A 25523-nucleotide genomic window follows, 5' to 3' on the forward strand; every position below is an offset into this window, starting at 1 on the left:
GGACGAGGCTAAGCTCGCAGCGGCCCATGCTGGGGCGCAACCCTGATATGCGCGAACAGTGTTTGGGTGAGCGGACGAGCCATTCGCCCCACAGACCGCGCGAATCGAACGAATCGAGCGGTAGAATGGGGCATTCCCGCATTGATCGAAAAGGGGGTGCCTATGCAGACCTACACCGCGAATGAAGCCAAGACGCGCTTCGGCGAATTTCTCGACCGGGTGCAACGTGAGCCCGTGCGCGTCATGCGGCACGACCGCGTCGTGGGGGTGATGGTCAGCGCGCAAGACTTCGAGGCCATGCGCGCCTTCTATGCCAACCGCCTGCAGCACACGCTGGAAAGCAGTGCGGCGCTGGCACAGCAGGGCGGGCTGACCGAACAGGCATTGAACGATCTCTTGGCTGATGAAAGTTGAGCGCGATTCGCGGCGTTTCGTGATCGACACTAATGTCTGGATCAGCGCCGCGCTTTCACCGCCGGGTGCGCCCGCGCAAGTGGTGCGCCGCGTTCTGCAGCACGGTCTGGTCGTGCTGACGACGCACACCTTTGCCGAACTTGAGACTCGCTTGTGGAAGCCTAAGTTCGACCCGTATCTGTCCATCGAGGTCCGGCAGCAACTTCTACACGATCTGAGCGCCGCAGCGCTTTGGGTGGATGTTCCGCCCGGGTTGGCTGCACAGACGTTCAGCCGCGATCCCGACGACGACGCCTTCATTCACGCCGCCGAGGTGGCGCAAGCCTTATGGCTGGTCACCGGCGACCAAGACCTGTTGGGGGTGAATCCGCCTCCAATCGGGTTGCGCATCCTCACGCCTGCGCAGGCCTTGCAGCATCCCGAGTTTGCTTAGCTGGCAATGTGCTGCATGACGCCGGAAGGACGGGCGGTACTGTCGTTCCAGCATGTCGGCTCGTTCGGCAATGCAAAATCACGCGCATTTGTCCGCTGACGATTCGCCCCATTAGGCCAACGAATGAAACCATCCCATGCCTCTTTCTGACACCCCCAACGTCGAAAACCCCGTTCGCGCCTGTGTGGCCTATGACCGCAGCGGGAGGCGGGTGGGCGATATCGCGCTGGAGGCGATCAGCGACATGCTCGCTTTGCCCGACCGGTTTGTCTGGGTGGGGCTGTATGAGCCGGATGCGGCCTTGCTGGCGCAGATGCAGCACGAGTTTGGCCTGCACCCGCTGGCGGTGGAAGACGCCGCCAAGGCGCACCAGCGCCCCAAGCTGGAGGCTTATGGCGAATCGCTTTTTGTCGTGGCACGCACGGCCTCGCGCAGCGGCGTGCATGTGCGGTTCGGCGAGACGCATGTGTTCATGGGCCGCAACTACATCCTCACCATCCGGCATGGGGATTCGACCGGCTACGCGACGGTGCGTCGCAATGTCGAGCAGACGCCTGCGTTGCTCGCGCAGGGGCCGGGGTATGCGCTGTACGCGGTGCTTGATGCCATCGTCGACGGGTACCTGCCCATCGTCGAGGCCTATCGGGCCGAGCTGGAGGAGCTGGAAGGCGAGATCTTCGCGCGCCAATGGCGGCGCGGCACGCTCAAGCGGCTGTACGCCATGCAGCGCGAACTCACCCGCCTGCGGCTGGCGGTGGCGCCTTTGCAGGATGTGCTGGCGCAGCTTCAGCGCCTGCCCGACGACGTGATGCCCGAGGCCATGCGGCCTTACTTCCGCGACGTGAACGACCATGCCAACCGCATCAACGACACGGTGGGCGCGCTGCGCGAAATGCTCTCGGCGGCGATGAACGTCTCGGTCTCTCTTGTGACGCTGGAGCAAAACGAGGTGGTCAAGCGGCTGGCCGGCTGGGCCGCGCTGCTGGCCGTGCCCACGCTGCTCACCGGCTGGTTCGGCATGAACTTCCGGCACATGCCCGAGTTGGACTGGCGCTGGTCGTATCCGGCATTGCTCGTCTTCACACTGGGTTTGTGCGGCGGGCTGTACTACTGGCTCAAGCGCTCTCGCTGGTTGTAGCCAGGGTTCGCCCCACCCCAAACCCAAACTATTGCTCTTTTGCCACTAGAGCTTGCCGCCCATGCCCGACATCCACCACTTCGCCTTGTTCCTGCTCTCGGGCCTGCTGCTCAATATGACCCCCGGCGCGGATATGTTGTTCATCGTGTCGCGTAGTGCTGGGCAGGGGGTGAGGGCCGGGGCGATGGCGGCGCTGGGGGTTGGGGCGGGTTGTCTGGTGCATGTCACCGCGGCCGCAGTGGGGCTGTCGGCGCTGATTGCCGCGTCGGATCTGGCGTTCAACGTGGTCAAGTGGATGGGAGCGGCCTACCTGGTGTGGCTGGGGGTGGGTCTGCTGCGTGCAAGGACGCAGGCGCCAGCGGTTACAGCGCCGATGGCTGCCGCACCCTTGCGGGCGGTGTTCTGGCAAGGCGTGCTGACCAATGTGCTCAACCCGAAGATCGTGCTGTTTTTTCTGGCCTTTTTGCCGCAGTTCGTTGGCACCTCGACGCGCGGACAGGGCTGGGCGTTTCTGTTGCTCGGCGTGGTGTTCACCGTCAATGGCACGCTATTCAATCTGGGCGTGGCCTGGGTGGCGGCGCGGGCGCGCCATCTGGGGCGCATGCAGCGCCTGGCGCTTTGGGTGCGGCGGCTGACGGGCGTGGTGTTCGTCGGCTTGGGCCTGCGTCTGGCGTTGGCGTCGCGGGTGTAGAGCGGGACAAGTCAACGCGGCGCCGCAGTAATCCACTCCAGAATCAGGCGGTGCGCGGGTGGGAGCAGTCATTTCACGGCCTGCGGTGCGCGTGGCAAACCTGCGGCAAACCGATAGAATGTGTGGCTTCCCGAGGAGCGTTGCAACGCACGGGGCGAGTTGTTCGCCGCTGTCGCCAGGCTCGGGTCTTTGATCGCAGGCCGCTACACCTTGCTGGCGGCTTTCCTTCAACGGCGCTCACCCAACCCGTGCCGGGCGCGGGATGCGGTGCGCATCCGTTCCCGGCCACTTTGTTCGGAGTTTGTATGAACGCTGTGGTCGATATGAAAATTTCCCCTGATTATGTAATTGCCGACATCGGCCTAGCCGACTGGGGCCGCCGCGAGATTGCCATTGCCGAGAGCGAGATGCCCGCGCTCATGGCCATCCGCGAGGAATACGCCGCCCGCCAGCCGCTGCGCGGCGCGCGCATCACCGGCAGTCTGCACATGACCATCCAGACGGCCGTGCTGATCGAAACCCTGCAGGCGCTGGGGGCGCAGGTGCGCTGGGCGTCGTGCAATATTTTTTCCACCCAAGATCATGCCGCCGCGGCCATTGCCGCCAACGGCACGCCGGTATTCGCGGTGAAGGGCGAGTCGCTCGAAGATTATTGGGAATACACCCACCGCATTTTCGAGTGGACCGATGGCGGCTACTCCAACATGATTCTGGACGACGGCGGCGATGCCACCCTGCTGCTGCATCTGGGCGCTCGCGCCGAGGCCGACGCTGCCGCGCTCAACCACCCCACCAGCGAAGAAGAGCGCGTGCTGTTCGCCGCCATCAAGGCCAAGCTGGCGAAGGACGGCAAGTGGTATTCCACCCGCCTGGCGCAGATCAAGGGTGTGACCGAGGAAACGACGACCGGCGTGCACCGCCTCTATCAGATGCACCAGCGCGGCGAGCTGAAGTTTCCTGCGATCAACGTCAATGACAGCGTGACCAAGAGCAAGTTCGACAACCTCTATGGCTGCCGCGAAAGTCTGGTGGACGGCATCAAGCGCGCCACCGATGTGATGGTCGCCGGCAAGATCGCCGTGGTCGCCGGTTACGGCGACGTGGGCAAAGGCTCGGCACAGGCGCTGCGCGCGCTGTCGGCCCAGGTGTGGGTGACCGAGATCGACCCGATCTGCGCCCTGCAGGCCGCGATGGAAGGCTATCGCGTGGTGAACATGGACTATGCCTGCGACAAGGCCGACATTTTCGTCACCGCCACCGGCAACTACCACGTCATCACCCACGACCACATGGCCCGCATGAAGAACCAGGCCATCGTCTGCAATATCGGTCACTTCGACAACGAGATCGACGTCGCGGGCATCGAGAAGTACCAGTGGGAAGAGATCAAGCCGCAGGTCGATCACATCATCTTCCCGGACGGGAAACGCATTATCCTGCTGGCCAAGGGCCGTCTGGTGAATCTGGGCTGCGGCACCGGCCATCCGAGCTACGTCATGAGCTCCAGCTTCGCCAACCAGACCCTGGCGCAGATCGAGCTGTTCACCAAGACTGGCGAATACCCTGTGGGCGTCTACACCCTGCCCAAGCACCTCGACGAGCATGTCGCGCGTCTGCAGCTCAGCACCCTCAATGTGCAGCTCACCACGCTGAGCGACCAGCAGGCCGCCTACATCAATGTGCCCAAAGACGGCCCGTACAAGCCGGCCCACTACCGGTACTGATGCGCATGGCTTCCGCACAATCGGTTTCTCCTCGGGTCAATCTGAGCTTCGAGTTCTTCCCGCCCAAGACGCCCGAGGGTGCGGACAAACTCCGGGCGGTGCGGCAGCGTCTGTACGCACGTCAGCCCGAGTTCTGTTCCGTGACCTTCGGCGCCGGCGGCTCCACGCAGGAAGGCACGCTGCAGACGGTGCGCGGCATCCTCGCCGAAGGCGTGGATGCCGCGCCCCATCTGTCGTGCATCGGTGCCAGCCGTGATTCGGTGCGCGGGCATCTGCGCGACTTTCAGGCTGCGGGCGTCAAACGTCTCGTGGCGTTGCGTGGCGACCTGCCTTCGGGCTACGGCATCGGCGGCGAGTTCCACCATGCCAGCGATCTGGTGGCGTTCATCCGCGACGAAATGGGCAGCGCGTTTCACATCGAAGTGGCCGCCTATCCCGAGATGCATCCGCAGGCCAGAAGCCCGCTCGATGATCTGCAGCATTTCGCCGACAAGGTACGCGCCGGGGCGAACTCGGCCATCACGCAGTACTTCTACAGCGCTGCGGCCTATCGCCGTTTTGTCGACGACGTGCGCGCCCTCGGTCTCGACGTGCCCGTGGTGCCGGGCATCATGCCCATCACCAATTCCAGCCAGCTTTTGCGCTTCTCTGAAGTGTGCGGCGCCGAGATTCCACGCTGGATCAGACTGCGCCTGCAGAGCTACGGAGACGACCGCGAGAGTATCCGCGCCTTCGGCCGCGAGGTGGTCAGCAGCCTGTGCGAAGAACTCATCGCCAGCGGCGCGCCAGGGCTGCATTTCTACACCCTGAACCAGGCCGAAGCCACGCTGGCCGTGCTCGACGATCTCGGACGTTAAGCGTTTGAGGTTAAGCCGCGCCGGCGGCTTCCACTGGCGGCGTGCAGCAGCAACGCCGCCAGTGCGAAGCCTGCGCCCGCCAGAGTCACGGCGGGCCAGCCACCGGCCGTCCACGCATGGCTGGCGACGAACGAACCTACCGAGCCACCGATGAAATAGAGCGTCATGTACACGGCGTTGATGCGGCTGCGCGCGGCGGCGTCCAGGGCATAGATGCGGGTCTGGTTGGCGATCTGCGAACCCTGCACCCCGGCGTCGAGCACCAGCACCCCGGCGACCAGCCACCCAAGCCCGTGCGTGCCCGGCGCGAACAAGGCCCACGACAGCACGGTGAGCGCCAGCGCGACAAACAGCACGCGGCGCGGCCCATCCGGCTTGTCGGAATAGCGACCGGCGATCGGCGCCACCGTCGCGCCCATGATGCCCAGAATGCCGAAGGCGCCCACCACCGCCGGGCCGAAGCCATAGGCCGGGCTCTGCAGCAGCGGCGTGAGACCCACCCAGAACACGCTGAAGCTGGCGAAAAACAGCCCGCCGGTGATGCCGGCAAAGCGCAGATCGCGATGCAGGGCGAACTGCTTCAGGGTGGAACCGAGCAGGGCAGCATAGCTCTGATCTGTGGCGTGGGCATCAACTGGCAGACGCGGCAGTACGCGCCAAAGCATGATCCACATCCCAATGTTCACCAGCGTGGCGAAAGCGAACACCGCTTGCCAGTTCAGCAGCGCCGCAATGCCGCCGGCCAGCACCCGACCGCCCAGAATGCCCACGAGCAGGCCGCTCATCACCAGGCCAATGGCCTTGCCGCGCGCCTGCGGCGGCGCGAGGTGCGCCACCATGGGAATGATCTGCTGCGCAATGCTGGAGAGCATGCCGATGGCGAACGAGGCGGTGGCGAGCAGCAGCACGCTGGGCGCCAGCGCAGCGCCGATCAGCGCGGGCACGAGCAGCGCGGCCATGATGAGAATCACCCGGTGCCGCGCATGCCGGTCGCCCAGCGGGCCGAGGAACATCAGCCCCGCGGCGTAGCCGATCTGCGTGGCCGAGGGCACGGCCGCCACACCAGCCACGGTGGTGTGAAACTGCCGCGCGAACTGCTCCAGCAGGGGCTGGGCGTAGTAGATATTGGCGACCGACACCCCACAGGCCACCGCCATGTAAGCAATGAAATGGCGCGATATGGGCGGATGTGCGCAGAGCTGGGGGGCAGCGACGGAGACGTTTGCAGACATGGTGAATTTTGCGAATGCACCATTGTCGCGGCGCATCAAAAAGGCCGCTTGTCGGGGGACTTCACTCCGGCCCGCTCGCCCCTGCGTTTTCTCAAAAACGCCGTGCAAAGACTCAGCCCGGCGGCGGGCGCGAGTCTTTACAGCCCTAGGCCGAGCAGCAGGCTGCGCAGTTCGCGCAGGACCAGATCGACATTCGGGTGCTCGGCGGCGAAACGGGTGGCCAGGGTTTGCGCCTGTTCCGCGAGATCGTCGTTCGGCGCGGGAGCCGATTCAGTCTGCTTGCGTTCGAGTGCGGCCTGAATGTCGCGATCCAGGGTCTGCAGCAGGCTCTTGAGCTCGGGGTTGATGGCGGGCTGCGATTGCAGCACGGTGTGCAGGCGCTGCAGGGTGTCGCGGATTTGTGTATCAGACATGATGTAGTTGATTGCAGGGGACGAAAGCATTGTGCCCAGACGCGGCAGGCGCGGCAAGCATACAGCTCAAACCTAGCGGTCAAATCATCGCCAGAGGCTGTTTATGGCTCGGCGGGGCAAAGGCGGCGTCCAGCGCTTGCAGATCGCTTGCCGAGAGTCGCAACTCGGCGGCGGCCAGATTGTCTTGCAGGTGCGCGGTACGCACGGCCTTGGGGATGGCAATGACCTCGGGTTGGCGCAGCACCCAGGCCAGCGCCACCTGAGCCGCGCTGACGCCGAGCCGCTGACCGATCCTCTGCAACACGGGATGGCCGCCGAGCGCGCCTTGATCAATAGGGCTGTAGGCCATAAGCGGTAGCCGGTGGCGCGCCTGCCAGGGCAGCAGATCGAATTCCACGCCCCGAGCGCCCAGGCTGTAATAGACCTGATTGGTGGCGCAGGCCGATCCGCCTGGCAGCGCGAACAGATCTTCCAGATCAGCCACATCGAAATTGCTCACGCCCCAGTGAAGGATCAAACCGCGGCTGTGGAGCTGGGCAAACCCGGCCAGCGTTTCCGCCAGCGCGTACTCGCCGCGCCAATGCAGCAGGTACAGATCGATGCGGTCGAGCTTCAAGCGCTGCAGGCTGCGTTCGCAGGCCTCGACCACCCCGCGGGTGCTGGCATGGTGCGGGTACACCTTGCTGACGATGGTGAGGTCTTCGCGTTGCACCTCGCCTGCGGCAAACGCCTGCCGCAGCGCTTCGCCCAGCATGTTCTCGGCGCCGCCTTCGCCGTACATCTCGGCGGTATCGATCAGGCGGTATCCCATGCGCAGCGCTTCGCGTACCGCAAGGATTTCAGCGGCACGCGCCTCAGCGCGTTCGCCCATACGCCAAGTGCCCAGACCCAGTGCGGGGATGGCGCTACCGTCGGGTAATGTGCGTTGTGGCATGAGCATGGCGGAGGAGCGTCAAAACAAGAGTTGTAGCCAGTGGCTGTCCACCGCGGCGAGCAGCAGTACCGCCACGATGAAGCCGACGACAAACGCCATCAACGTCTGCAGCAGGGCATTAGTCCGCCGCTGTTCCTGCAGCAGCTCGCGCAGCACGGGGTCGTCGCGCTTTTCCTGCGCCAGCAGGGCCTGATGCAGCAGACGAGGGATTTCCGGCAGGTATTGCGCGTAGCGGGTCGATTCGTTCTTGAACTTGTCGCGGAAGGCAGGCCAGCCCACCTGGCTTTTCATCCATTTTTCGAGAAAGGGCTGCGCTGTCGTCCAGAGATCGAGATCGGGGTCGAGCTGGCGACCCAGCCCTTCGACGTTCAACAAGGTTTTTTGTAGCAGCACGAGTTGGGGCTGGATTTCCACCTTGAAGCGGCGCGAAACCTGAAACAGCCGCAGCAGCACCTGGCCGAGCGAAATGTCTTTCAGCGGGCGGGCGAACTGCGGCTCGCAAACGCTGCGCACCGCCGCTTCGAGTTCGTCGATGCGGGCATCGGCCGGCACCCATCCCGACTCCACATGCAGTTCGGCCACGCGCTTGTAATCGCGACGGAAAAAAGCAATGAAGTTCTGCGCCAGATAGTCTTTGTCGAAGTCGGACAGGGTGCCGACAATGCCGAAGTCCAGCGCGATGTAGCGGCCGAATGTCTCGGGCTGCAGGCTGACCATGATGTTGCCCGGGTGCATGTCGGCATGAAAGAACCCGTCGCGGAACACCTGGGTGAAAAAGATATCCACCCCGGCCTTGGCCAGTTGCTTGAAATCGACACCGGCTGCGCGCAGCGCATCGACGCGGCCGATCGGCACGCCGTACATGCGCTGCATCACGATCACGTCGCTGCGGCACAGCTCCCAGTGCATCTCGGGAATCAGCAGTAGGTCGAGCGAAGCCATATTGCGCCGCAGTTGCGTGCCGTTGGCCGCCTCGCGGACCAGGTCGAGCTCGTCGTGCAGGTATTTGTCGAATTCGGCCACCACTTCGCGCGGTTTCAGTCGCTTGCCCTCACTCCACAGCCGGTCTACCCAGGCAGCCATGGTGTGCATCAGCGCGAGGTCTTCATCGATGACTTTGTGCATGCCCGGACGCAGCACCTTGACCGCCACCTCGGCGCCGCCCTGTTGCAAGGGCAAGGTGGCGAAATGCACCTGCGCGATCGAGGCGCTGGCCACCGGCTTGCGTTCGAAGGTGGCGAACAAGGTTTCGATGGGTCTGCCGAACGAACGCTCGATGATGGCCACGGCGACCTCGGAGTCGAACGGGGGCACGTTGTCCTGAAGCTTGGCGAGTTCGTCGGCGATGTCGGGCGGCAACAGGTCGCGGCGGGTTGAAAGCACTTGGCCGAATTTGACAAAAATCGGCCCCAGACTCTCCAGCGCCAGACGCAAACGCTCGCCGCGTGGACGATTGAGCGGACGCCCGAAGCTGAGCACCCGGGAGAGCCGACGCAGCCAGGGATGGCGAAAGCTCGACAGCGCCATTTCATCCAGGCCGTGGCGCAGGATGACGGAAACAATCTTCAGCAGGCGGAGCAGGCGGCGCATCGGTCGTTCAGTTCTCGCGGGCGCTCGATTGCTTGCGCAACAGGGCAAGACGCTTTTCCAGCCGTGCGGCTTGATCGCGCAATTCGCGCACTTGTTCTTGCATTTGCGCCAATTCGCCGCGGCTGACCAAAGCACGCGGGCTCGCGGCAAACCAGTCGCGCGCATCGTCGTGGGTACGCGTCCAGGCTTGCTGTCCCTGTGCCGCCAGCTTTTGCCCGGCCCGGGAAATGCGGTGCGCAGGAATATCGCCGACGAGTTGCGCGAGATCGTCTTCAGCATCCCAGCGCACATGCGCCATCAGCCATGACAGCGTCTGGGCCAGCTCGGCGTCCCCGGTGATGCGGGCGCCCGTCAAATTCAGCGGCGCGCGCTTGGCGATGGCCTCACGCAAGGCATCCACATCGAGGGTGATGTGCAGGTCGGCCTCATCATTACCGAGCGCTGTAGACGTTGCGGTGCGCAGCAAGCCTTGCGGTTCGATCTCCCAAGGCAAATCAATACCCAGCGCAGTAAATACCACCGTCTTGCCTGCATGGGCGCCAAGCTTGCCCTGAGCGCGTGGGTCGGATGCGAGCAGATGATTGAGTGCTGGCAAGACCAGGTACTGCAGTCTGCGCACCAGCGAAGTGCGATCGGGAATCAAGGGCTGAAAGTCGGGAATGCGCATGAGGAATGGCGTTTAATGACGCATTCTAGGAGCCTGCCTCCGTTGAGAGGTTTGGTCGCGCAAGCGCTGCATGAAAAACGCCGCAGCGCTTGCGCGGCTGCGGCGTAGAGTGAAAGCGCAGCAGGGTAGATTCGGTGCGTCAATTCAACTGCTGAATACCGGCCAGTTGCCAACCGCTGGAGCCATCGCGAGGTTTCACCAGGTTCCACACCTCGCGCACCGGGCTCGCGCCACCCCAGGTTTCTTCGCGCACCAGACCGGAGAACTCGACACTGGCAACGTATTCAGTCGGGGTTTCTTCCAACGCGAGCAGCGAGGCTTCGAGGGTCACGATTTCCGTCTTGTTAGGTGTCATGCCGCGTTGTTGCAGATCGGCAGCCAGGGCGTCGTACATCTCGGCGGTGGCGAAGGTTTTCAGGCTGTTCAGATCAGCCGCATCCCAGGCTTGCTGCAAGCGGATGTAGTGCTGCTTGGCGCTCGCCAGAAACCCGTCGCGATCAAAATCGGCCGGAATGCCCGCCCCACTTGCGGTTTGCGAACCGGCACCAGGCGTCCACTGCGCCGGCATATGCGTTTCGACGCCCAGCGGAGCCTGCGCATAGCCCTGCGAAGCGCCTGCATATTGCATGGGCTGGGCGGACTTGTCAGTGCTGGACTTGCGACGCAGCAGATTGAAAATCCAGAACGCGGCCAGCGCGAGCAGACCGATCATCAGCGCCGAGCCGAGGAAGGAGCCCAGCGCGCCGCCGAAGCCGAGTGCGTGGAACAGCGCGGCAAGACCCAGACCGGCAGCCAGACCCCCCAGAATGCCGCCCCAGCGGCTGGGCTGCTTGGCGGGCGGTGTGGCCGCGGCCTGCTGACGTGTGGCGGCGGGCGCGGCTTGTTGCGGCGGTGCCGCTTCGCGCTGCGTAACGGTATTGCTTTGCCGCCCCATGCTCTTGCCGCCGCCCATACGTTTGGCATGCGCATCGACAGCGCTCAGCGCGAGACCCAGAGCGAGAGTCAACGTCAGGCCGAAGGTCAGAAGGGTGCGAAGCAAACCAGTCGTTTTCATGCAATTTCCAGAAAGTCGAGAAGAAGTGACATTTTGTTACCAGATCGGTGGAAAAGTTCAATGCGCGCGTTTTGCATTGCGTCAGCTCAAAATTTCTGCCCGATATGTAGCGCAACGACGCCAGCTGTCAGGTTGTGCCAATCGACATGACCGAAACCCGCTTCACGCATCATGCCAGCGAGGGTTTCCTGATCCGGGTGCATGCGGATGGATTCGGCCAGGTATTGGTAGCTCTGCGGGTCGCCCGCAACCATCTTGCCCAGGCGCGGCAAAACCTGGAACGAGTAGAGGTCGTAGGCCCCGCGCAACGGCGCCCAGGGCTTGGAAAACTCCAGCACGAGCAATTTGCCGCCCGGCTTGAGCACACGTTGCATCTCGCGCAGCGCCGCATCTTTGTGGGTCATGTTGCGCAGGCCGAATGCCACGCTCACCAGATCGAATTGCTCGTCCGGGAAGGGCAGCTTTTCGGCATCGCACAAGAGCGTCGGCACCAGCACGCCAGAGTCGATGAGCCGGTCTCGGCCCGCCCGCAGCATGGAGCCATTGATGTCGCTCATCACCACCAGGCCAGTGGGCCCGACCTTGCGGGCGAAAGCGCGCGACAGATCGCCGGTTCCCGCAGCGACATCCAGCACGCGCTGACCTGGGCGCACACCCGAGAGGGCAATGGTGAACGCCTTCCAGACGCGGTGCAGGCCGCCACTCATCAGATCGTTCATCACGTCATAGCGCGACGCGACCGAATCGAACACACCCCGCACGCGCGCAGCTTTTTCATCTTCGGCAACCTGCTGGTAGCCGAAATGGGTGGTAGAGGTGGATTGGGTATCGGACATGGGAAGCTCAATGCGAGGGTCAGTAAGGCTCAGTGAGACGAGCAGTGGTGTGTGTTGGACGTAGCCTCGGGCATGGGCGCGTCGCGGTCGGCACCGGCAGCCTGTAGGCGGTTCAGATAGTCGGCCCAGAGCGACTCCTGGTTTTGCCCCAGGAAGTGCAAATAGTCCCAACTGTAGATGCCGCTGTCATGGCCGTCCGAGAAGTGCGGCTGGATGGCGTAGTTTCCGACCTGCATCACACTATCGATCTCGACGAGACGCTTGCCAGTCTGCAAGGTTTCCTGCCCAGGCCCGTGCCCGCGCACCTCGGCAGACGGCGAATAGACCCGCATCAGCTCAAACGGCAGCAGGTATTGGGTTCCGTCGGCATAGGTGAGTTCGAGCACGCGAGATAACTTGTGCAGAACGATGGCCTGAGGCCAATCGGTGCGAGGGGTGGGAGAGGGCATGAGCAGATACCGAACTGATATAGGTCTATTGTCTCTCAGAGTCGCCAACAGCATTTGCCCCCTGCGGCAGGCATGGGCGGTTCAGGTGAGGAAGAGATGAGAGAAAAAGAGAGAGACGAAAAACGGAGGCGAAAAAAAACCCAGGTCGATGTCGACCTGGGTGAATTGCACACTCCCTGAAAGAGCCAGTAAAGGCTCAGTCACCATTTGATACAAATTGAGACGAGTTGTCCAGATAATTTTTTATCCGACTTGTTCATACAGGAATTGCGCTTGCATGCGCACTGCCCTGCATCAGGCAGCGTGGCATGGAATCCCAAACAGAGATTGGTGCCGACTATCCGAATCGAACGGATGACCTACCGCTTACAAGGCGGTTGCTCTACCAGCTGAGCTAAGTCGGCGTAGGCGCTGCTGAGCGCCGGGTTGCGTGGGTCGGTTATCCGGTGACCTTGAGGTCGCCGGACTACTTCACGCGGGTCAGATGCGCTCCGCCGGGGCGGGGGGCGCCGGGGGGCGGTTCGGAGGAAGGTTCTTCCGATTCCGATGCTTTGGATTTTACCGGCTGCAGCCGCGTGGGCTTGCTGGCTTTAGCCGGTTCGTCCTGGTCTTCTGCGGCGGGCGCGTTGTTGGCTTCACCGATCTCGGCTGATTCGTCAGCGGTTTCGACCGGAAAGGCCATACCTTGGCTGTTTTCCCGTGCATAGATGGCTGAGACTTGACCGATGGGGACAAGAATGTCTCTGGCCACGCCGCCGAAACGCGCCTTGAAGCGAATTTCATCGTTGCCGATGTTCAGCGCGCTGGTGGCGTCAAAGCTGATGTTCAGCACGATTTCACCGTTTTTCACGAACTCCATCGGCACCCGCGCACCAGCCCCGACCTGTACGGCCAGGTAGGGGGTCAGGCCGTTATCCGTGCACCATTCGTACAGGGCGCGGATGAGGTAGGGCTTGGTTGAGCCAATGTTTTGCGAATCGCTGTTCATCACGGTGCACCGAACTGCTTACTTGCGCATGATTTTTTCTGAGGGCGTTAGCGCCTCGATGTAGGCGGGGCGTTGGAAAATGCGCTCGGCATACTTGGCCAGCGGCAGCGCCGACTTGGGCAGATCGATGCCGTAATGATCGAGGCGCCACAGCAGCGGGGCGATGGCCACGTCGAGCATGGAAAAGTCTTCGCCCAGCATGTATTTGTTTTTGAGGAATACGGGCGCGAGCTGCGTCAGGCGGTCGCGAATGGCGCTGCGGGCCTTTTCGAGCGCTTTTTCGTTGGACTTGGTGGCGCGCGATTCGAGTGTCGTCACGTGCACGAACAGTTCCTTCTCAAAATTGAACAGGAATAGCCGCACGCGGGCGCGGGCCACCGGATCGCCGGGCATGAGCTGCGGGTGCGGGAAGCGCTCGTCGATGTACTCGTTGATGATGTTGGATTCGTACAGGATGAGATCGCGCTCGACCAGGATGGGCACCTGTCCGTAGGGATTCATGACGCTGACGTCTTCGGGTTTGTTGAACAGGTCAACGTCACGGATTTCGAAATCCATGCCTTTTTCGAACAGCACGAAGCGGCAACGCTGCGAAAACGGGCAGGTCGTGCCGGAATAGAGCACCATCATGAATGCAGACTCCTGAAAGACGAAACGGGGTGGCAGTGCCACCCCGGCGATACGGATTGGGCTGCGCACCCGGGGTGCGGGCGCTAGCCAGAGTTAGGTGACATCTTTCCAGTATTCGGATTTCAGCTTCCAGGTAATGAAGCTGAACAATCCCAGGAAAATGAGCACGATGACGCCAAGGCGCTTGCGGAACAGTTGATCGGGTTCGGCCATCCACTGCATGTAGGCGACGAGGTCGGCAACCGTCGAATCATACTCGGTTGTCGATTCCGACCCTTTCGTCAGCTGGGTGTAGCCGACGAAAGTCTTGAGCTTGATGGCCGGATCGGCGGGGTCGGGGCCGACCTGGAAGTTGGCGGCGCGCTCACCCTGCAACATCCACAGCGGGTTGGGCATGCCCACGCCGGGGAAGACCAGATTGTTCCAGCCGGTCGGTCGCGTATCGTCGCGGTAAAAAGTGCGCAGATAGGTGTAGAGGTAGTCCGTGCCGCTGCCGCGATGAGAGGCCAGCGCCTTGGTGATGATGGACAAATCGGGCGGATCGATGCCGAACCACTTCTCCGCCTGAACGGGCGTCATGGCCACACGCATGGTGTCGCCAATCTTCGCATCGCCGAACATCAGGTTGTGCTGAATCTGGTCGTCTGTCAGGCCGATGCCGCGCAGGCTTTCATACCGCATGTACTTGGCGGAATGGCAGCCGATGCAGTAATTGACGAATAAGCGGGCGCCGTTTTGCAGCGCCAGCACATTGTTGACCCGGTAAGGGGCATGATCGAGCGGAATTTCTTGCTCTTCCGAGGCGGCGCTGGCGGCGCCTTGCAGCATCAGCCCGAGCAGCAACCCCAGGCACAGACGTCGCAGAAGCGGGTGCAGGAAGGAGGTCATGGTGGCGGGCATCAGTGGGCTTTGTAGGTCAGGCGTTGCGGCACGGGTTTGAATTCCCCCAGGCGGCTCCACCACGGCATGAGGAAAAAGAAGCCGAAGTAAAGCAGGGTGCAGGTAAGCGCCACAGCGTAGGCCACGGGCGAGGGCGGCTGGATGCCGAAGTAGCCCAGCACTACGAAGTTGATGGCGAACAGGGTGTAGACGGCGCGGTGCCAGGTGGGGCGATAACGGATCGACTTGACGGGCGATTTGTCGAGCCAGGGCAGGAAGAAAAAGATGATGACGGCGCCGCCCATGCTGACCACCCCCCAGAACTTGGCGTCTACCGAGGCAAGCGCCCAGAACAGCAGGCCGCCGCCCACGGCAAACGAAACGGCGAGGCCGGGTTTGCCGCGGTTGCGCCACAGGGCAAACAGCGTGGCCACGACCACCACGCCCATCCAGATGTGCACGGTGTTGCTCGTCGTCGCGCGCAGGATGGAGTAGAACGGCGTGAAGTACCAGACCGGGGCGATGTGCGGCGGGGTTTTCAGCGGGTTGGCCGGAATGAAGTTGTTGTGCTCCAGGAAGTAGCCGCCGAACTGCGGCGCGAAGAACACCACGGCACAGAAAATCATCAGGAACACGGACAGCCCGAACAGATCGTGCACGGTGTAGTAGGGGTGGAACGCCACGCCGTCACGCGGAATGCCGCGGCCGTCTTTGTTGTCCTTGATTTCCACGCCGTCCGGGTTGTTCGAGCCGACCTGGTGCAGGGCGATGATGTGCGATCCCACCAGGCCGATGAGCAGCAGCGGAATGGCGATGACGTGGAAGGCGAAAAAGCGGTTGAGCGTGACATCGCTCACCACGTAATCGCCACGAATCCACACCGCCAGATCGGGGCCGATGTAGGGGATGGCGGAGAACAGGTTGACGATGACCTGCGCGCCCCAGAACGACATCTGCCCCCACGGCAGCAGGTAGCCGAAAAAGGCCTCGGCCATCAGGCTCAGAAAGATCAGGCAGCCGAAAATCCAGATGAGTTCGCGCGGGGTGCGGTAGGAGCCGTAAATCAGGCCGCGGAACATGTGCAGATACACCACGATGAAAAACGCCGAGGCCCCGGTGGAGTGGATGTAGCGAATCAGCCAGCCCCAGTTGACATCGCGCATGATGTATTCGACCGAACCGAAGGCCAGCGCGGCGTCGGGCTTGTAGTTCATCACCAGGAAAATGCCGCTGATGATCTGAATGGCCAGCACCACGATGGACAGTGAGCCGAAGTAGTACCAGAAATTGAGGTTTTTCGGCGCGTAATACTCGGTCAGGTGCGCGCTCCACAGCGAGGAGAAGGGAAAGCGCTTGTCCACCCAGCCGCGCAGCCCGCCGTGTTCGGGGGCGGCGTGCGCGCCGTGCAGCGATTGATCGGCCATTGAGGTGTCTCCTGTTTGTTTTGTGGGGAGGGTGCAGCGGGAGGAAAATCGGGAGGAAGGGCGGGAGGTCAGGCTTTCTCGTGTTCGCCGATGCGCACCTTGGCGTCGGTCACATACATATACGGCGGCACGACCAGGTTGTCGGGGGCGGGCATGTTCTTGAACACGCGACCCGCCAGATCGAACATCGAGCCGTGGCAGGGGCAGAGAAAGCCGCCATCCCAGTCCGAGGGCAAGGAGGGTTGCGGCCCCGGCGTGAAGCGGTCGACCGGTGAGCAGCCCAGATGGGTGCAGATGCCCACGACCACGAGATATTCTTTTTTGATCGAGCGCCACTGCGTTTGCGCCCAGGCCGGAGTGGGGAAGGCGGTGCGCTTGGAGTCGGGATCGGCGACGAGGGGTTGGGTTTCGTTGAGCGACTCCAGCATGGCCGGGGTGCGGTGCAGAATCCACACGGGTTGGCCGCGCCACAGCACGGTCATTTTTTCACTCGGACGCAGCGAGCTGATGTCCACATCCACCGGCCCGCCTTCGGCGCGGGCCTTCGCGGAAGGCGCGAGCGAATCGACAAAAGGCACGGCCGCTCCCCCTGCTGCCACGCAACCGGCGCAACCCGTTGCAATCAACCATGTGCGACGCTTTGAATCCATGTCCGTACTCCGCGAAAGATGGCGCATTGTTCCCTGCGCGGCACCGCTTGGACATTAGGACAACCCTCTATAAGCGCTCACTGATTTGGACGTTTGTCGTTGACAAAAATCAATCATGCAAGTGCTGCGGTGCAACAAAGTGAAACCCGTTCGACCGGCGGCGCGATCTTGCTTGGAGGCGTTTGTGAGGCTGGGGTTCAGTTGGGTAGCTCGGCGATCGACAATGGGCGGCGCAAGGTCATGCGCTTGGCGTAATGGCCTTCCATGCGTTCGAGCACGCCGGAGAGAAAGCGCACGGCCTCGACGATGTGCGGCCCTTTGTTGAGCATGGCGCACTCGGCGCGAATGCTCAGGGCGGCATCGCTGACCTCGGGGCGGGAGGGTAGGCCGCTGCGGGCCATGGTGTCGAGAATCTGGGTGGCCCAGATCACCGGCAGGTGGGCGGCCTCGCACATCCAGAGAATTTCCTCCTGCGCTTCGGACAGCCGCTCGAAGCCCAGTTCCACCGCCAGATCGCCGCGCGCGACCATGACGCCCAGGCGCGGGTGCGCCAGGGCTTCGAGCAGGATGGCGGGCAGGCGATCGAAGGCCTGACGGTTCTCGATCTTGAGCACCACACCGGCATCGTCGCGCTGTCGTGCGCTGAGTTCCGCGCGCAACTGGCGCACGTCTTGCGGGCTGCGCAAAAAGGACAGCGCAACCAGATCGAGATGGCGAGCCATCGCGGCGAGATCGTCTCGGTCTTTTTCGGTGAGCGCGGGAAGGTCGAAGCGGGTGTCGGGAAAGTTGATGCCCTTTTCCGCCTTGAGCCGACTGCCGCTCGGCTCGGCGTGGGTGATGCGCAGTTGCAGGGTGTCGTCCGTGCGGGTTTCGATGACCGCGCCAATGCGCCCGTCGTCGAGCCACACGCTTTGCCCGACCTGCGCCGAGGTGAAGGCGACATCGAGCGTGCAGTGCACCTGCGGCGGCGTGGTGAAGGCGCCATCGTCGCCGCGCTGCCCAGCATGGCCGGGGCGTTCTTCGCGCAGCAGCACCAGCGGGTCGCCGACGAACAGCCGCAGTTCGCCCGGAACTTCGGCGATGCCTTGCAGCGTGCCTGCGGCCATCTCGACAGAGTCGTTCGTCAGCTTGAACGGCATGCCTTCGGCCAGATAAGCCGAGCGTTCGAAGGCAAACACCAGCAGCGCGCCCTCGCGGGAAATCAGTCTGCCTTGCCGCGCGCGCGAGCGCAGATCGGTGACCTGCAGCCGGGCGGACGGCGGCAACTGCGCGGGCAGGGGCGGATGCAGCGCTCCGGCGTGCAGCAGGATTTGTCCCTCGGGAGCTTGCGGTGGCGGGCCCTCACCGCACCACAGCGCCAGCAGCGCGGGGGCGATGATTTGTCCGCGCACATCGTGCCGGGGCCGCAGACGCAGGACGCGGCCCTGCGGCAGCAACTCGCCCGTGCGCGACTTGGGCCCCGCCAGATCGATCTGCACCAGAGGACGGCGCTGCGGCGAAGCGTCGGTGCCATGAACAAGCTCGGCCATGCGCTGCCAGACGGCGGTATCGTCATGCGCGCAGTTGATGCGGGCGATGTCCATGCCGGCCTCAACTAGGGCGCGTAGCCCTGCAGCGTCTTGCGCGGCTTCAGTAGCCAGCGTCACCATGATGCGCACCTCGCGCTGCGGTCGCGGCGGGTTGAGCAGGGCGGTGGTGTTGTGCTGCAGCAGTTGCAGGCCCTCGACGAACGTGCAGGGGGGCGCGGGGCGCTGGCTGCGGGCATGGCCGAGCAAGTCTTCGAGCCGGTCGAGCACCGCGTCGAGCGCGGCGAGCACATGGGTTTCCAGCATGCCCAGCGAAGAAAGGCCGATCTGAGCCAACTGGGTCTGCAACGGCCGCAGATCGGCCTGGCGCACGGCGATGTAGTGCAGCAGATTGCGGGCGCTGGCGCGGCGCTGCGGCGGCAGCGCGTCGATGCGGTCTTGGTGGGCTTGCTCATACGCGAGCGCGGCGCGGCGTAATTCGGAGACCGCGTCGTACAGCAGGCGGTGAGGAGAGGGCGTGGGTACGGCAGACATGTGCGCTTGTTACCACGCGCAAGTGTCGGCCCTGTGTCAATCCAAGTGGTGACATCAGAGCGTCACATCGCCCATTCACAGTGAAGGCATCAATCCGGGAGAAAAACGAGATGAACGATTCAGTGCACAACGGCATGGACGTGTCCATGCGCGATTTCAAAATGGGCATGGGCATGATGAACCGCGAGGCCGCCAGCACGATGAAGGCGTTTGGTGCCTTCATGGGCGAGGCCCTGGGCGATGGCGTGCTCGACGCCAAGACCAAGGAACTCATCGCCCTGGGCATGGCGATTACCGCGCGCTGCGTCTATTGCATCGGCATCCATGTCGAGAAGTCGCTGCGTGCGGGCGTGAGCCACGCCGAAATCGTCGAGGTCTGCAAGGTGGCCATCGTCATGGGCGGCGGCCCGGCGATGACCTATATCGCCGAAGTCAAGAAGGCGCTCGATTTGTTCGAGCAGGTTCACGCTTGAGCGCTTCCCTGCTCGCGCCTTAAAACCCTTCGTCCTCGCGCAGATAGCGCCATTGCCCCAGCGGCAGTGCACCGAGGCGCAAGCCGCCGATGCGCACGCGCTTGAGACCGGTAACTCGCAGGCCGACGAGCTCGCACATGCGGCGAATCTGGCGCTTCTTGCCTTCGCGCAGCACAAAGCGCAATTGCTGCGGGTTGATCCATTCCACCTGCGCCGGCCGCAGCGGCTGATCGTCGAGCTTCAGACCGTGGCGCAGCAGGGCGAGGCGGCTCTCGGGAAAGGCGGCCTGCACGTCTTCTTCGGCGCCGTTGCGGGCTGGCGCATCGGTCAGGCTGACCCGCACCAGATATTCCTTCTCCACCGCGCTGTCTTCGCCGATGAGTTGACGGGCGATGCGGCCGTCTTGGGTGAGTACCAGCAGGCCGGTGGAGTCGATGTCGAGCCGACCCGCCACGGCTAGATGCCGCAAATGCGCGGGTGAAAACGGCTGCGGCGCTTCGCATTCGGCCCAGCGGTTTTCGGCCTTGATGAGCGCGACCGCCGGGGTGTAACCGTGCTCGGCCTGCGCGCTGACATAGCCCACCGGCTTGTGCAGCAAGATGGTGACCTGCGCCGCCTGCCGATGCTGCGCCGCCTTGCGGATGACGATGCGCGAGGCGGGCAGATTGCCCGCCACCTTGGTACCGAGCACCGCGGGTGTGCCGTCGAGCAGCACCCAGCCGCGCTCGATCCAGTCGTCTGCTTCGCGCCGCGAGGCCAGGCCGAGTTCGGATATGCGCTTGGACAGGCGCACTTCGACGGCGGGGTCGCCCTGCGGTGCGGGCGCGGCCACCGTTTTGGCGGGTGCGCTGCGCCGGGGTGCGGGTTCGGAAGAGCGCGACCGTCCTGGCCAGACGGAAGCGGGGCGCGGTTTGGTCGTCATGGGTCTATGGGTTGAGCCGGCTGGACGCGCCGCATCAGCGTGAACAAACCGCTCGCCAGCGCGCGCAGCGGCAGTTGCGAGACCAGCAGGCCGCTGAACACCAGCGCGCAACCGAACAGGGCGCGTGCGTCGAGCGACTGATGCAGCACCAGCCACGCCGCGAGCGCGGCGAACACACCTTCCATGCTGAAAATCACCGCAGCGTGCGCGGGCACGGCGTGCCGCTGCGCGACCACTTGCAGGGTGTAGGCCACGCCGACCGACAGCGCGCCGCCGTAGAAAATGGTCCAGGCCGCGCGCTGCAGCGCCTCCAGGCTGATTGATTCCACCAGCACCCCGGCGCCCAGGCACAGCAGGCCGCAGACGACGAATTGCACCACGGCGAGTTGCAGCGGGTCGTGGCGCGGCGCCATGCGGCCCAGCAGCAGCAACTGCACAGTGATGAACAGCGCGCCGCCCAACTCCAGCCAGTCGCCATGCCGCACGCTATAGCCCTGGCGCACACTGAGAAAGTACATGCCGCTTGCGGCCAGCAAGGCGCCCAGCCAGACTCCAGCGCCGACGCGCCGCCCCCACAGCAGGCCCAGCAGCGGCACCAGCACGACGTAGAGCGAGCTGATGAAACCGGCGTTGGCCACCGTGGTCGATTCCAGCCCGATCTGCTGCATGGAAATGGAGATGGCCACCACCACGCCGAGCAGGCCGCCGTCGCGCAGCAGGCTGCGCAGATTTGAGGCAGGATGTGCAGCCGGATCAGGACGGCGGCGCAAGGCCATCACCGCTAGCACCACGGCAGCGCCCAGCATGAAACGCAGACCGGTGTAGAAGAACGGCCCCACCGTGCCGATGCTCGCGGTCTGGGCGACGAAGGCCGTGCCCCAGATGAGCGAAGCCAGCAGCATCAGGGCGCTGGCGCGGAGCGAGGCGGGGGAGGTGGACATGACAGAAAATAAAAAACCGCCGCGCAGAACAGGAAACCGAAATTGGAAACGACTCGCCGCGCAGCGGAGTGGCGAAATGATAAGTCTTACATGCTGCGCCGGTATTGGCCGCCCACCTCGAACAGCGCGGCGGTGATCTGCCCTAGGCTGCACACCCGCACCGCGTCCATCAGCACGGCAAACACATTTTCGTTATGAATGACGGCCTGCTGCAGCCGGTGCAGCAAGGCGGGCGCCTCGGCCGCGTGGCGATGGTGAAAGTCGGCCAGACGCTGCAGTTGCGACTCTTTTTCCGCCTCGGTGGAGCGCGCCAGTTCGAGATGCGCTGGAGCGGCGTCGCCGTGCGGATTGCGGAAAGTGTTCACCCCGATGATGGGCAACTCGCCAGTGTGCTTGAGCATTTCGTAGTGCAGACTTTCCTCCTGGATTTTGCTGCGCTGGTAGCCGGTTTCCATCGCACCCAGTACCCCGCCGCGCTCGGCAATGGCTTCGAATTCCTTGAGCACCGCCTCTTCGACTAGATCGGTCAGTTCTTCGATGACGAATGCGCCCTGATTCGGGTTTTCGCACTTCGCCAGCCCCCACTCGCGGTTGATGATGAGCTGAATCGCCATCGCCCGGCGCACGCTTTCCTCGGTGGGTGTGGTGATGGCTTCGTCATAAGCGTTGGTGTGCAGGCTGTTGCAGTTGTCGTAAATGGCGATCAGCGCCTGCAGCGTGGTGCGGATGTCGTTGAACGCAATTTCCTGCGCGTGCAAGCTGCGGCCGCTGGTCTGCACGTGGTATTTGAGCTTCTGACTGCGTTCGTTGGCGCCGTATTTGTCGCGCATGGCGATCGCCCAGATGCGCCGCGCCACGCGGCCGAGCACGCTGTATTCCGGGTCCATGCCGTTGCTGAAAAAAAAGCTCAGGTTGGGCGCGAAATCGTCGATGTGCATGCCGCGCGCCAGATAGGCTTCCACAAAAGTGAAGCCGTTGCTCAGGGTGAAGGCAAGCTGGCTGATGGGGTTGGCCCCAGCCTCGGCGATGTGATAGCCGCTGATGCTCACGGAGTAGAAATTGCGCACCCGGTGCTGCACAAAATACTGCTGAATATCGCCCATGACCTTGAGCGAAAACTCGGTGGAAAAGATGCAGGTGTTCTGTCCCTGGTCTTCTTTCAGAATGTCGGCCTGCACCGTGCCGCGCACGTTTTCCAGCACCCATTCGCGGATTTTCTGAGCCTCGTCATCGGTCGGCTGGCGGTGATTGTCAGCCTCGAATTTGGCCATCTGCTGGTCGATGGCGGTGTTGAGGAACATCGCCAGAATCGTGGGTGCCGGGCCGTTGATGGTCATGCTCACACTGGTGGCGGGGTCGCACAGATCGAAGCCGTCGTACAGCGCCTTCAGGTCGTCGAGCGTGGCGATGCTCACGCCGGAATTGCCCACCTTGCCGTAGATGTCCGGGCGGCGGTCGGGATCTGCACCGTAAAGCGTGACGGAGTCGAACGCGGTGGACAGGCGCTTGGCCGGCATGCCCTCGCTCAGCATCTTGAAGCGCCGGTTGGTGCGAAAGGCATCGCCCTCGCCGGCGAACATGCGGGTGGGATCTTCATTCTCGCGTTTGAAGGCAAAAGTGCCCGCGGTGTACGGAAAGCTGCCCGGCACGTTGTCGCGCATCAGCCAGCGCAGCACCTCGCCGTGGTCTGCATAGCGCGGCAGCACCACCTTGCGCAGCGTGGTGCCCGACAGCGTGGTGTGGGTGAGGCGAGTGCGGATTTCGCGGTCGCGAATTTTCACCACATATTCGTCACCGGCGTAGGCGCGCTGCATGTCGGGCCACATCGCCAGCAGTTTGCGCGCGGCGGGCTGCATGCGGGCTTCGCGCTGTTCGGCCAGATCGGTCACGGCCTGCACTGCGGAGATTTTGTGCGGGTTGGCCGCGTGCAGCATGCGGCCGCTTTCGCGCAACTGCTGCGCCTCGCGCGCCAGGGTCGCTTGCGTCTCGACATTGCGGTGATAGCCACGCACCGCGTCGGCGATTTCCGCCAGGTAGCGGCTGCGCGCGGCCGGCACGATCGGGGTCTGGTGGGTGCTGTGGCGTGTGGTGACCGGGGGCAGTCGTCCTTCGGAAAGCTTGAGTCCATGCTCTGCCAGCCGGGGTTTGATGGCCTGGTACAGCGCCGTCACGCCGTCGTCGTTGAAGCGCGCAGCCATGGTGCCGAACACGGGCAGGTCTTCGGGCTTGGCCGTCCAGGCTTCGCGGTTGCGCTGCAGTTGCTTGGCCACGTCGCGCAGCGCGTCCATCGCGCCTTTGCGGTCGAATTTGTTGATGGCGACGAAGTCGGCAAAGTCGAGCATGTCGATTTTCTCCAACTGGCTGGCCGCGCCGAATTCCGGCGTCATGACGTACAGGCTGGCGTCGGCGTGCGGCACGATGGCCGCATCGCCCTGGCCGATGCCCGAGGTCTCGACGATGATGAGATCGAAGCCCGCCGCCTTGCACGCGGCGATGACTTCGGGCAGGGCGGCGCTGAGCTCCCCGCCCGATTGCCGGGTGGCGAGACTGCGCATAAAGACTTCATTACTGTTGCGCCACGGCCCGATGGCGTTCATGCGGATGCGGTCGCCCAGCAGCGCACCGCCGCTTTTGCGGCGGGAAGGGTCGATGCTGATGACGGCAATGCGCAGCGCGTCGTCCTGATCGAGCCGGGTGCGGCGGATCAGCTCGTCCACCAGACTGCTCTTGCCCGCGCCGCCGGTGCCTGTCACCCCGAGCACCACGCCGTGCGCGCCTTCAACCTGCTGGCGAAGGCTGTGCATCAGCGCCGCGTCGGCAGTGCCGTTTTCAATCTGAGTGATCAGGCGTGCGAGCGAGGATGGCGAAGTCGGCAGCGCGGCAGTCGCCTGTTTTGCGTCCAGCGCGGGCAGGGGGCGGTCGGCGCGTTGCAGCATGTCGCCGATCATGCCTTGCAGCCCTAGCCGCTGACCATCTTCCGGGCTGTAGATCCGGGCCACGCCATACTGCTGCAGCGCCTCGATTTCGTCGGCCACAATCACACCGCCGCCGCCGCCAAACACCTGAATATGCCCCGCGCCCTGTTCGCGCAGCCGGTCGATCATGTAGCGGAAGAATTCCACATGCCCGCCCTGATAGCTGGAAATGGCGATGGCGTGCGCGTCCTCCTGAATCGCCGCGGTGACGATCTCGTCCACCGAACGGTTGTGGCCCAGGTGAATGACCTCGGCCCCCATACTGATGAGGATGCGCCGCATGATATTGATGGCCGCATCGTGGCCGTCGAACAGCGAGGCGGCCGTCACGAAACGCAGCCGCTGCTGCGGCGAATAGGCGGCCAGCACTTTGGCCTCGGACAAGTCGGTCATCGCGGTCTCCTTCGACGCAGCGTACATGGCGCAGCGGCATGATTGATTGACGTTTACGTCAATTAGAACTGTAGCCGATCTGCGACCGCACTGAGGCTCTATCTGGTTTGCGGTGCACTATCGCCAACTACGACAAAACCCTAAGTCTGTTTTCATATTTCCCCCTTACGCTTGTGGTCAGTTCAGCCAAACAGAGACAGCGGCGTCTTTGGTGCAGGCGGGCAATTGATCAGGAGACACTTATGCGCAGACTCTTTTTTCTCGCGCCAGATGTAAATAGCGCGCACGCTTTGGTCGACAGCCTGCTGCTGGCCCGCATTCCAGACAAGCACATCCACGTGTTGGCGCGGGAGGGAACGCCGATGGGCGACTTGCCCGAGGCGGGCGTGGCTCAGCGATCCGACCTGATTCCCGCCATTGAGCGCGGTGCGGCGGCGGGCGGCGCCACCGGCCTGGTGGCCGGGTTGGTGGCCGTGGCGATCCCGGGCATGGCCATCATTCCCGGTGGCGGGCTGGTCATTGCGCTGGCCGCGGCAGGAGCGCTGGTGGGCAGCTGGGCCAGCAGCCTGGTGGGGGTGAGCGTGAGCAGCACCCGGCTTGAACGCTTCAAGGAGGCGATCGCATCGGGTCAGGTGCTGGTGATGGCCGATGTGGCGCACGAGCAGGTGGAGTCCGTCATGCATCGCATGAAAGAGTGCTGCCCGAACGTGGCCTCGGAGGGGATGGACAACGACATTCCCGCTTTTCCGTAAGCCG

General features: G+C 63.5%; 25 protein-coding genes, 1 tRNA gene and 1 riboswitch. Of the genes, 8 read left to right on the top strand and 18 right to left on the bottom strand.

Translation table 11 applies throughout. The features are described from left to right. Positions 1 to 162 precede the first annotated feature (162 nt). The 6 genes from BIO17B3_RS15630 (at position 163) to metF (ending at position 5257) form a co-directional block, all read left to right on the top strand. Entirely contained in the window at positions 163 to 414 is a 252-nt protein-coding gene (locus BIO17B3_RS15630) for a type II toxin-antitoxin system Phd/YefM family antitoxin (RefSeq protein WP_156054721.1), read from the top strand. Beyond that, positions 404 to 847 (top strand): putative toxin-antitoxin system toxin component, PIN family, encoded by a 444-nt coding sequence (locus BIO17B3_RS15635; protein WP_156054722.1) that lies wholly within the window; start codon positions 404 to 406, stop codon positions 845 to 847. The genes BIO17B3_RS15630 and BIO17B3_RS15635 overlap by 11 nt, the downstream gene beginning before the upstream one ends. A gap of 136 nt (positions 848 to 983) precedes the next feature. Then, on the top strand, positions 984 to 1985 hold the full coding sequence (gene corA, locus BIO17B3_RS15640) for a magnesium/cobalt transporter CorA (RefSeq protein ID WP_156054723.1): 1002 nt from the start codon (positions 984 to 986) through the stop codon (positions 1983 to 1985). A 61-nt stretch (positions 1986 to 2046) separates the two neighbouring features. Continuing rightward, positions 2047 to 2676 (top strand): LysE family translocator, encoded by a 630-nt coding sequence (locus BIO17B3_RS15645; RefSeq protein WP_156054724.1) that lies wholly within the window; start codon positions 2047 to 2049, stop codon positions 2674 to 2676. Between the two features lie 126 nt (positions 2677 to 2802). Continuing rightward, positions 2803 to 2922: riboswitch (S-adenosyl-L-homocysteine riboswitch) on the top strand. 59 nt (positions 2923 to 2981) lie between these two features. Next, positions 2982 to 4400 carry an adenosylhomocysteinase gene (gene ahcY, locus BIO17B3_RS15650; RefSeq protein WP_156054725.1) on the top strand — a complete coding sequence of 473 codons (1419 nt, stop codon included), beginning with the start codon at positions 2982 to 2984 and terminating at the stop codon, positions 4398 to 4400. A 5-nt stretch (positions 4401 to 4405) separates the two neighbouring features. After that, positions 4406 to 5257, top strand: a complete 852-nt coding sequence (gene metF / locus BIO17B3_RS15655; protein WP_370512640.1) for a methylenetetrahydrofolate reductase [NAD(P)H] — start codon at positions 4406 to 4408, stop codon at positions 5255 to 5257. On the opposite strand, the gene BIO17B3_RS15660 is transcribed toward metF, so the two are convergent. From BIO17B3_RS15660 to BIO17B3_RS15730, 15 genes are all read right to left on the bottom strand, one after another. Beyond that, positions 5254 to 6489, bottom strand: a complete 1236-nt coding sequence (locus BIO17B3_RS15660; protein ID WP_156054727.1) for an MFS transporter — start codon at positions 6487 to 6489, stop codon at positions 5254 to 5256. The two genes, metF and BIO17B3_RS15660, sit on opposite strands and share 4 nt — an antisense overlap. 137 nt (positions 6490 to 6626) lie before the next feature. Next, positions 6627 to 6902, bottom strand: coding sequence for a DUF4404 family protein (locus BIO17B3_RS15665; protein ID WP_232054314.1), 276 nt, complete (start codon positions 6900 to 6902; stop codon positions 6627 to 6629). Between the two features lie 79 nt (positions 6903 to 6981). Beyond that, positions 6982 to 7842, bottom strand: coding sequence for an aldo/keto reductase (locus tag BIO17B3_RS15670; RefSeq protein ID WP_172979003.1), 861 nt, complete (start codon positions 7840 to 7842; stop codon positions 6982 to 6984). Positions 7843 to 7854: 12 nt separating this feature from the next. Further along, positions 7855 to 9426: a ubiquinone biosynthesis regulatory protein kinase UbiB gene (ubiB, locus tag BIO17B3_RS15675; RefSeq protein ID WP_156054729.1), complete on the bottom strand. Its 1572-nt coding sequence runs from the start codon at positions 9424 to 9426 to the stop codon at positions 7855 to 7857. A 7-nt stretch (positions 9427 to 9433) separates the two neighbouring features. Beyond that, complete coding sequence (locus BIO17B3_RS15680; RefSeq protein WP_156054730.1) at positions 9434 to 10093, bottom strand: SCP2 domain-containing protein; 660 nt, start codon at positions 10091 to 10093, stop codon at positions 9434 to 9436. A gap of 139 nt (positions 10094 to 10232) precedes the next feature. Next, complete coding sequence (locus BIO17B3_RS15685) at positions 10233 to 11147, bottom strand: Tim44 domain-containing protein (RefSeq protein WP_156054731.1); 915 nt, start codon at positions 11145 to 11147, stop codon at positions 10233 to 10235. 86 nt (positions 11148 to 11233) lie between these two features. After that, complete coding sequence (gene ubiE / locus BIO17B3_RS15690; RefSeq protein WP_013106459.1) at positions 11234 to 11983, bottom strand: bifunctional demethylmenaquinone methyltransferase/2-methoxy-6-polyprenyl-1,4-benzoquinol methylase UbiE; 750 nt, start codon at positions 11981 to 11983, stop codon at positions 11234 to 11236. Between the two features lie 29 nt (positions 11984 to 12012). Then, positions 12013 to 12432 carry a gamma-butyrobetaine hydroxylase-like domain-containing protein gene (locus tag BIO17B3_RS15695; protein ID WP_156054732.1) on the bottom strand — a complete coding sequence of 140 codons (420 nt, stop codon included), beginning with the start codon at positions 12430 to 12432 and terminating at the stop codon, positions 12013 to 12015. A 328-nt stretch (positions 12433 to 12760) separates the two neighbouring features. Next, positions 12761 to 12836, bottom strand: a tRNA-Thr gene (locus tag BIO17B3_RS15700). 62 nt (positions 12837 to 12898) lie between these two features. Then, positions 12899 to 13420 carry a ClpXP protease specificity-enhancing factor gene (locus tag BIO17B3_RS15705; RefSeq protein WP_013106448.1) on the bottom strand — a complete coding sequence of 174 codons (522 nt, stop codon included), beginning with the start codon at positions 13418 to 13420 and terminating at the stop codon, positions 12899 to 12901. 18 nt (positions 13421 to 13438) lie between these two features. Beyond that, entirely contained in the window at positions 13439 to 14050 is a 612-nt protein-coding gene (locus tag BIO17B3_RS15710; protein WP_013106447.1) for a glutathione S-transferase N-terminal domain-containing protein, read from the bottom strand. 93 nt (positions 14051 to 14143) lie between these two features. Then, positions 14144 to 14950, bottom strand: coding sequence for a cytochrome c1 (locus tag BIO17B3_RS15715; protein WP_013123749.1), 807 nt, complete (start codon positions 14948 to 14950; stop codon positions 14144 to 14146). After that, complete coding sequence (locus BIO17B3_RS15720) at positions 14950 to 16353, bottom strand: cytochrome bc complex cytochrome b subunit (RefSeq protein ID WP_156054733.1); 1404 nt, start codon at positions 16351 to 16353, stop codon at positions 14950 to 14952. The genes BIO17B3_RS15715 and BIO17B3_RS15720 overlap by 1 nt, the downstream gene beginning before the upstream one ends. 68 nt (positions 16354 to 16421) lie before the next feature. Beyond that, positions 16422 to 17003: a ubiquinol-cytochrome c reductase iron-sulfur subunit gene (petA, locus tag BIO17B3_RS15725; protein ID WP_172979002.1), complete on the bottom strand. Its 582-nt coding sequence runs from the start codon at positions 17001 to 17003 to the stop codon at positions 16422 to 16424. Positions 17004 to 17200: 197 nt separating this feature from the next. Continuing rightward, a complete protein-coding gene (locus BIO17B3_RS15730) occupies positions 17201 to 19063 on the bottom strand; it encodes a pyruvate kinase (protein WP_156054734.1) in 1863 nt (620 codons plus the stop codon). Between the two features lie 110 nt (positions 19064 to 19173). Here BIO17B3_RS15730 and BIO17B3_RS15735 point away from each other — a divergent pair, with 110 nt between their 5' ends. Continuing rightward, a complete protein-coding gene (locus BIO17B3_RS15735) occupies positions 19174 to 19536 on the top strand; it encodes a carboxymuconolactone decarboxylase family protein (protein WP_013106442.1) in 363 nt (120 codons plus the stop codon). Positions 19537 to 19555: 19 nt separating this feature from the next. Here the strand turns inward: BIO17B3_RS15735 and BIO17B3_RS15740 are convergent, their stop codons facing one another. From BIO17B3_RS15740 to icmF, 3 genes are all read right to left on the bottom strand, one after another. Continuing rightward, complete coding sequence (locus BIO17B3_RS15740; protein WP_156054735.1) at positions 19556 to 20458, bottom strand: pseudouridine synthase; 903 nt, start codon at positions 20456 to 20458, stop codon at positions 19556 to 19558. Beyond that, positions 20455 to 21399, bottom strand: a complete 945-nt coding sequence (locus BIO17B3_RS15745) for a DMT family transporter (RefSeq protein ID WP_156054736.1) — start codon at positions 21397 to 21399, stop codon at positions 20455 to 20457. Before BIO17B3_RS15745 ends, BIO17B3_RS15740 begins: the two co-directional genes overlap by 4 nt. A gap of 86 nt (positions 21400 to 21485) precedes the next feature. Then, the gene (icmF, locus tag BIO17B3_RS15750; protein ID WP_156054737.1) at positions 21486 to 24767 is read right to left on the bottom strand and encodes a fused isobutyryl-CoA mutase/GTPase IcmF; all 3282 of its coding nucleotides are present in this window, start codon (positions 24765 to 24767) and stop codon (positions 21486 to 21488) included. Between the two features lie 242 nt (positions 24768 to 25009). Here icmF and BIO17B3_RS15755 point away from each other — a divergent pair, with 242 nt between their 5' ends. Continuing rightward, complete coding sequence (locus BIO17B3_RS15755; RefSeq protein WP_156054738.1) at positions 25010 to 25519, top strand: DUF1269 domain-containing protein; 510 nt, start codon at positions 25010 to 25012, stop codon at positions 25517 to 25519. Positions 25520 to 25523 lie beyond the last annotated feature (4 nt).

Source organism: Thiomonas sp. OC7, from assembly GCF_900634595.1.
Lineage (GTDB): Bacteria > Pseudomonadota > Gammaproteobacteria > Burkholderiales > Burkholderiaceae_C > Thiomonas > Thiomonas arsenitoxydans.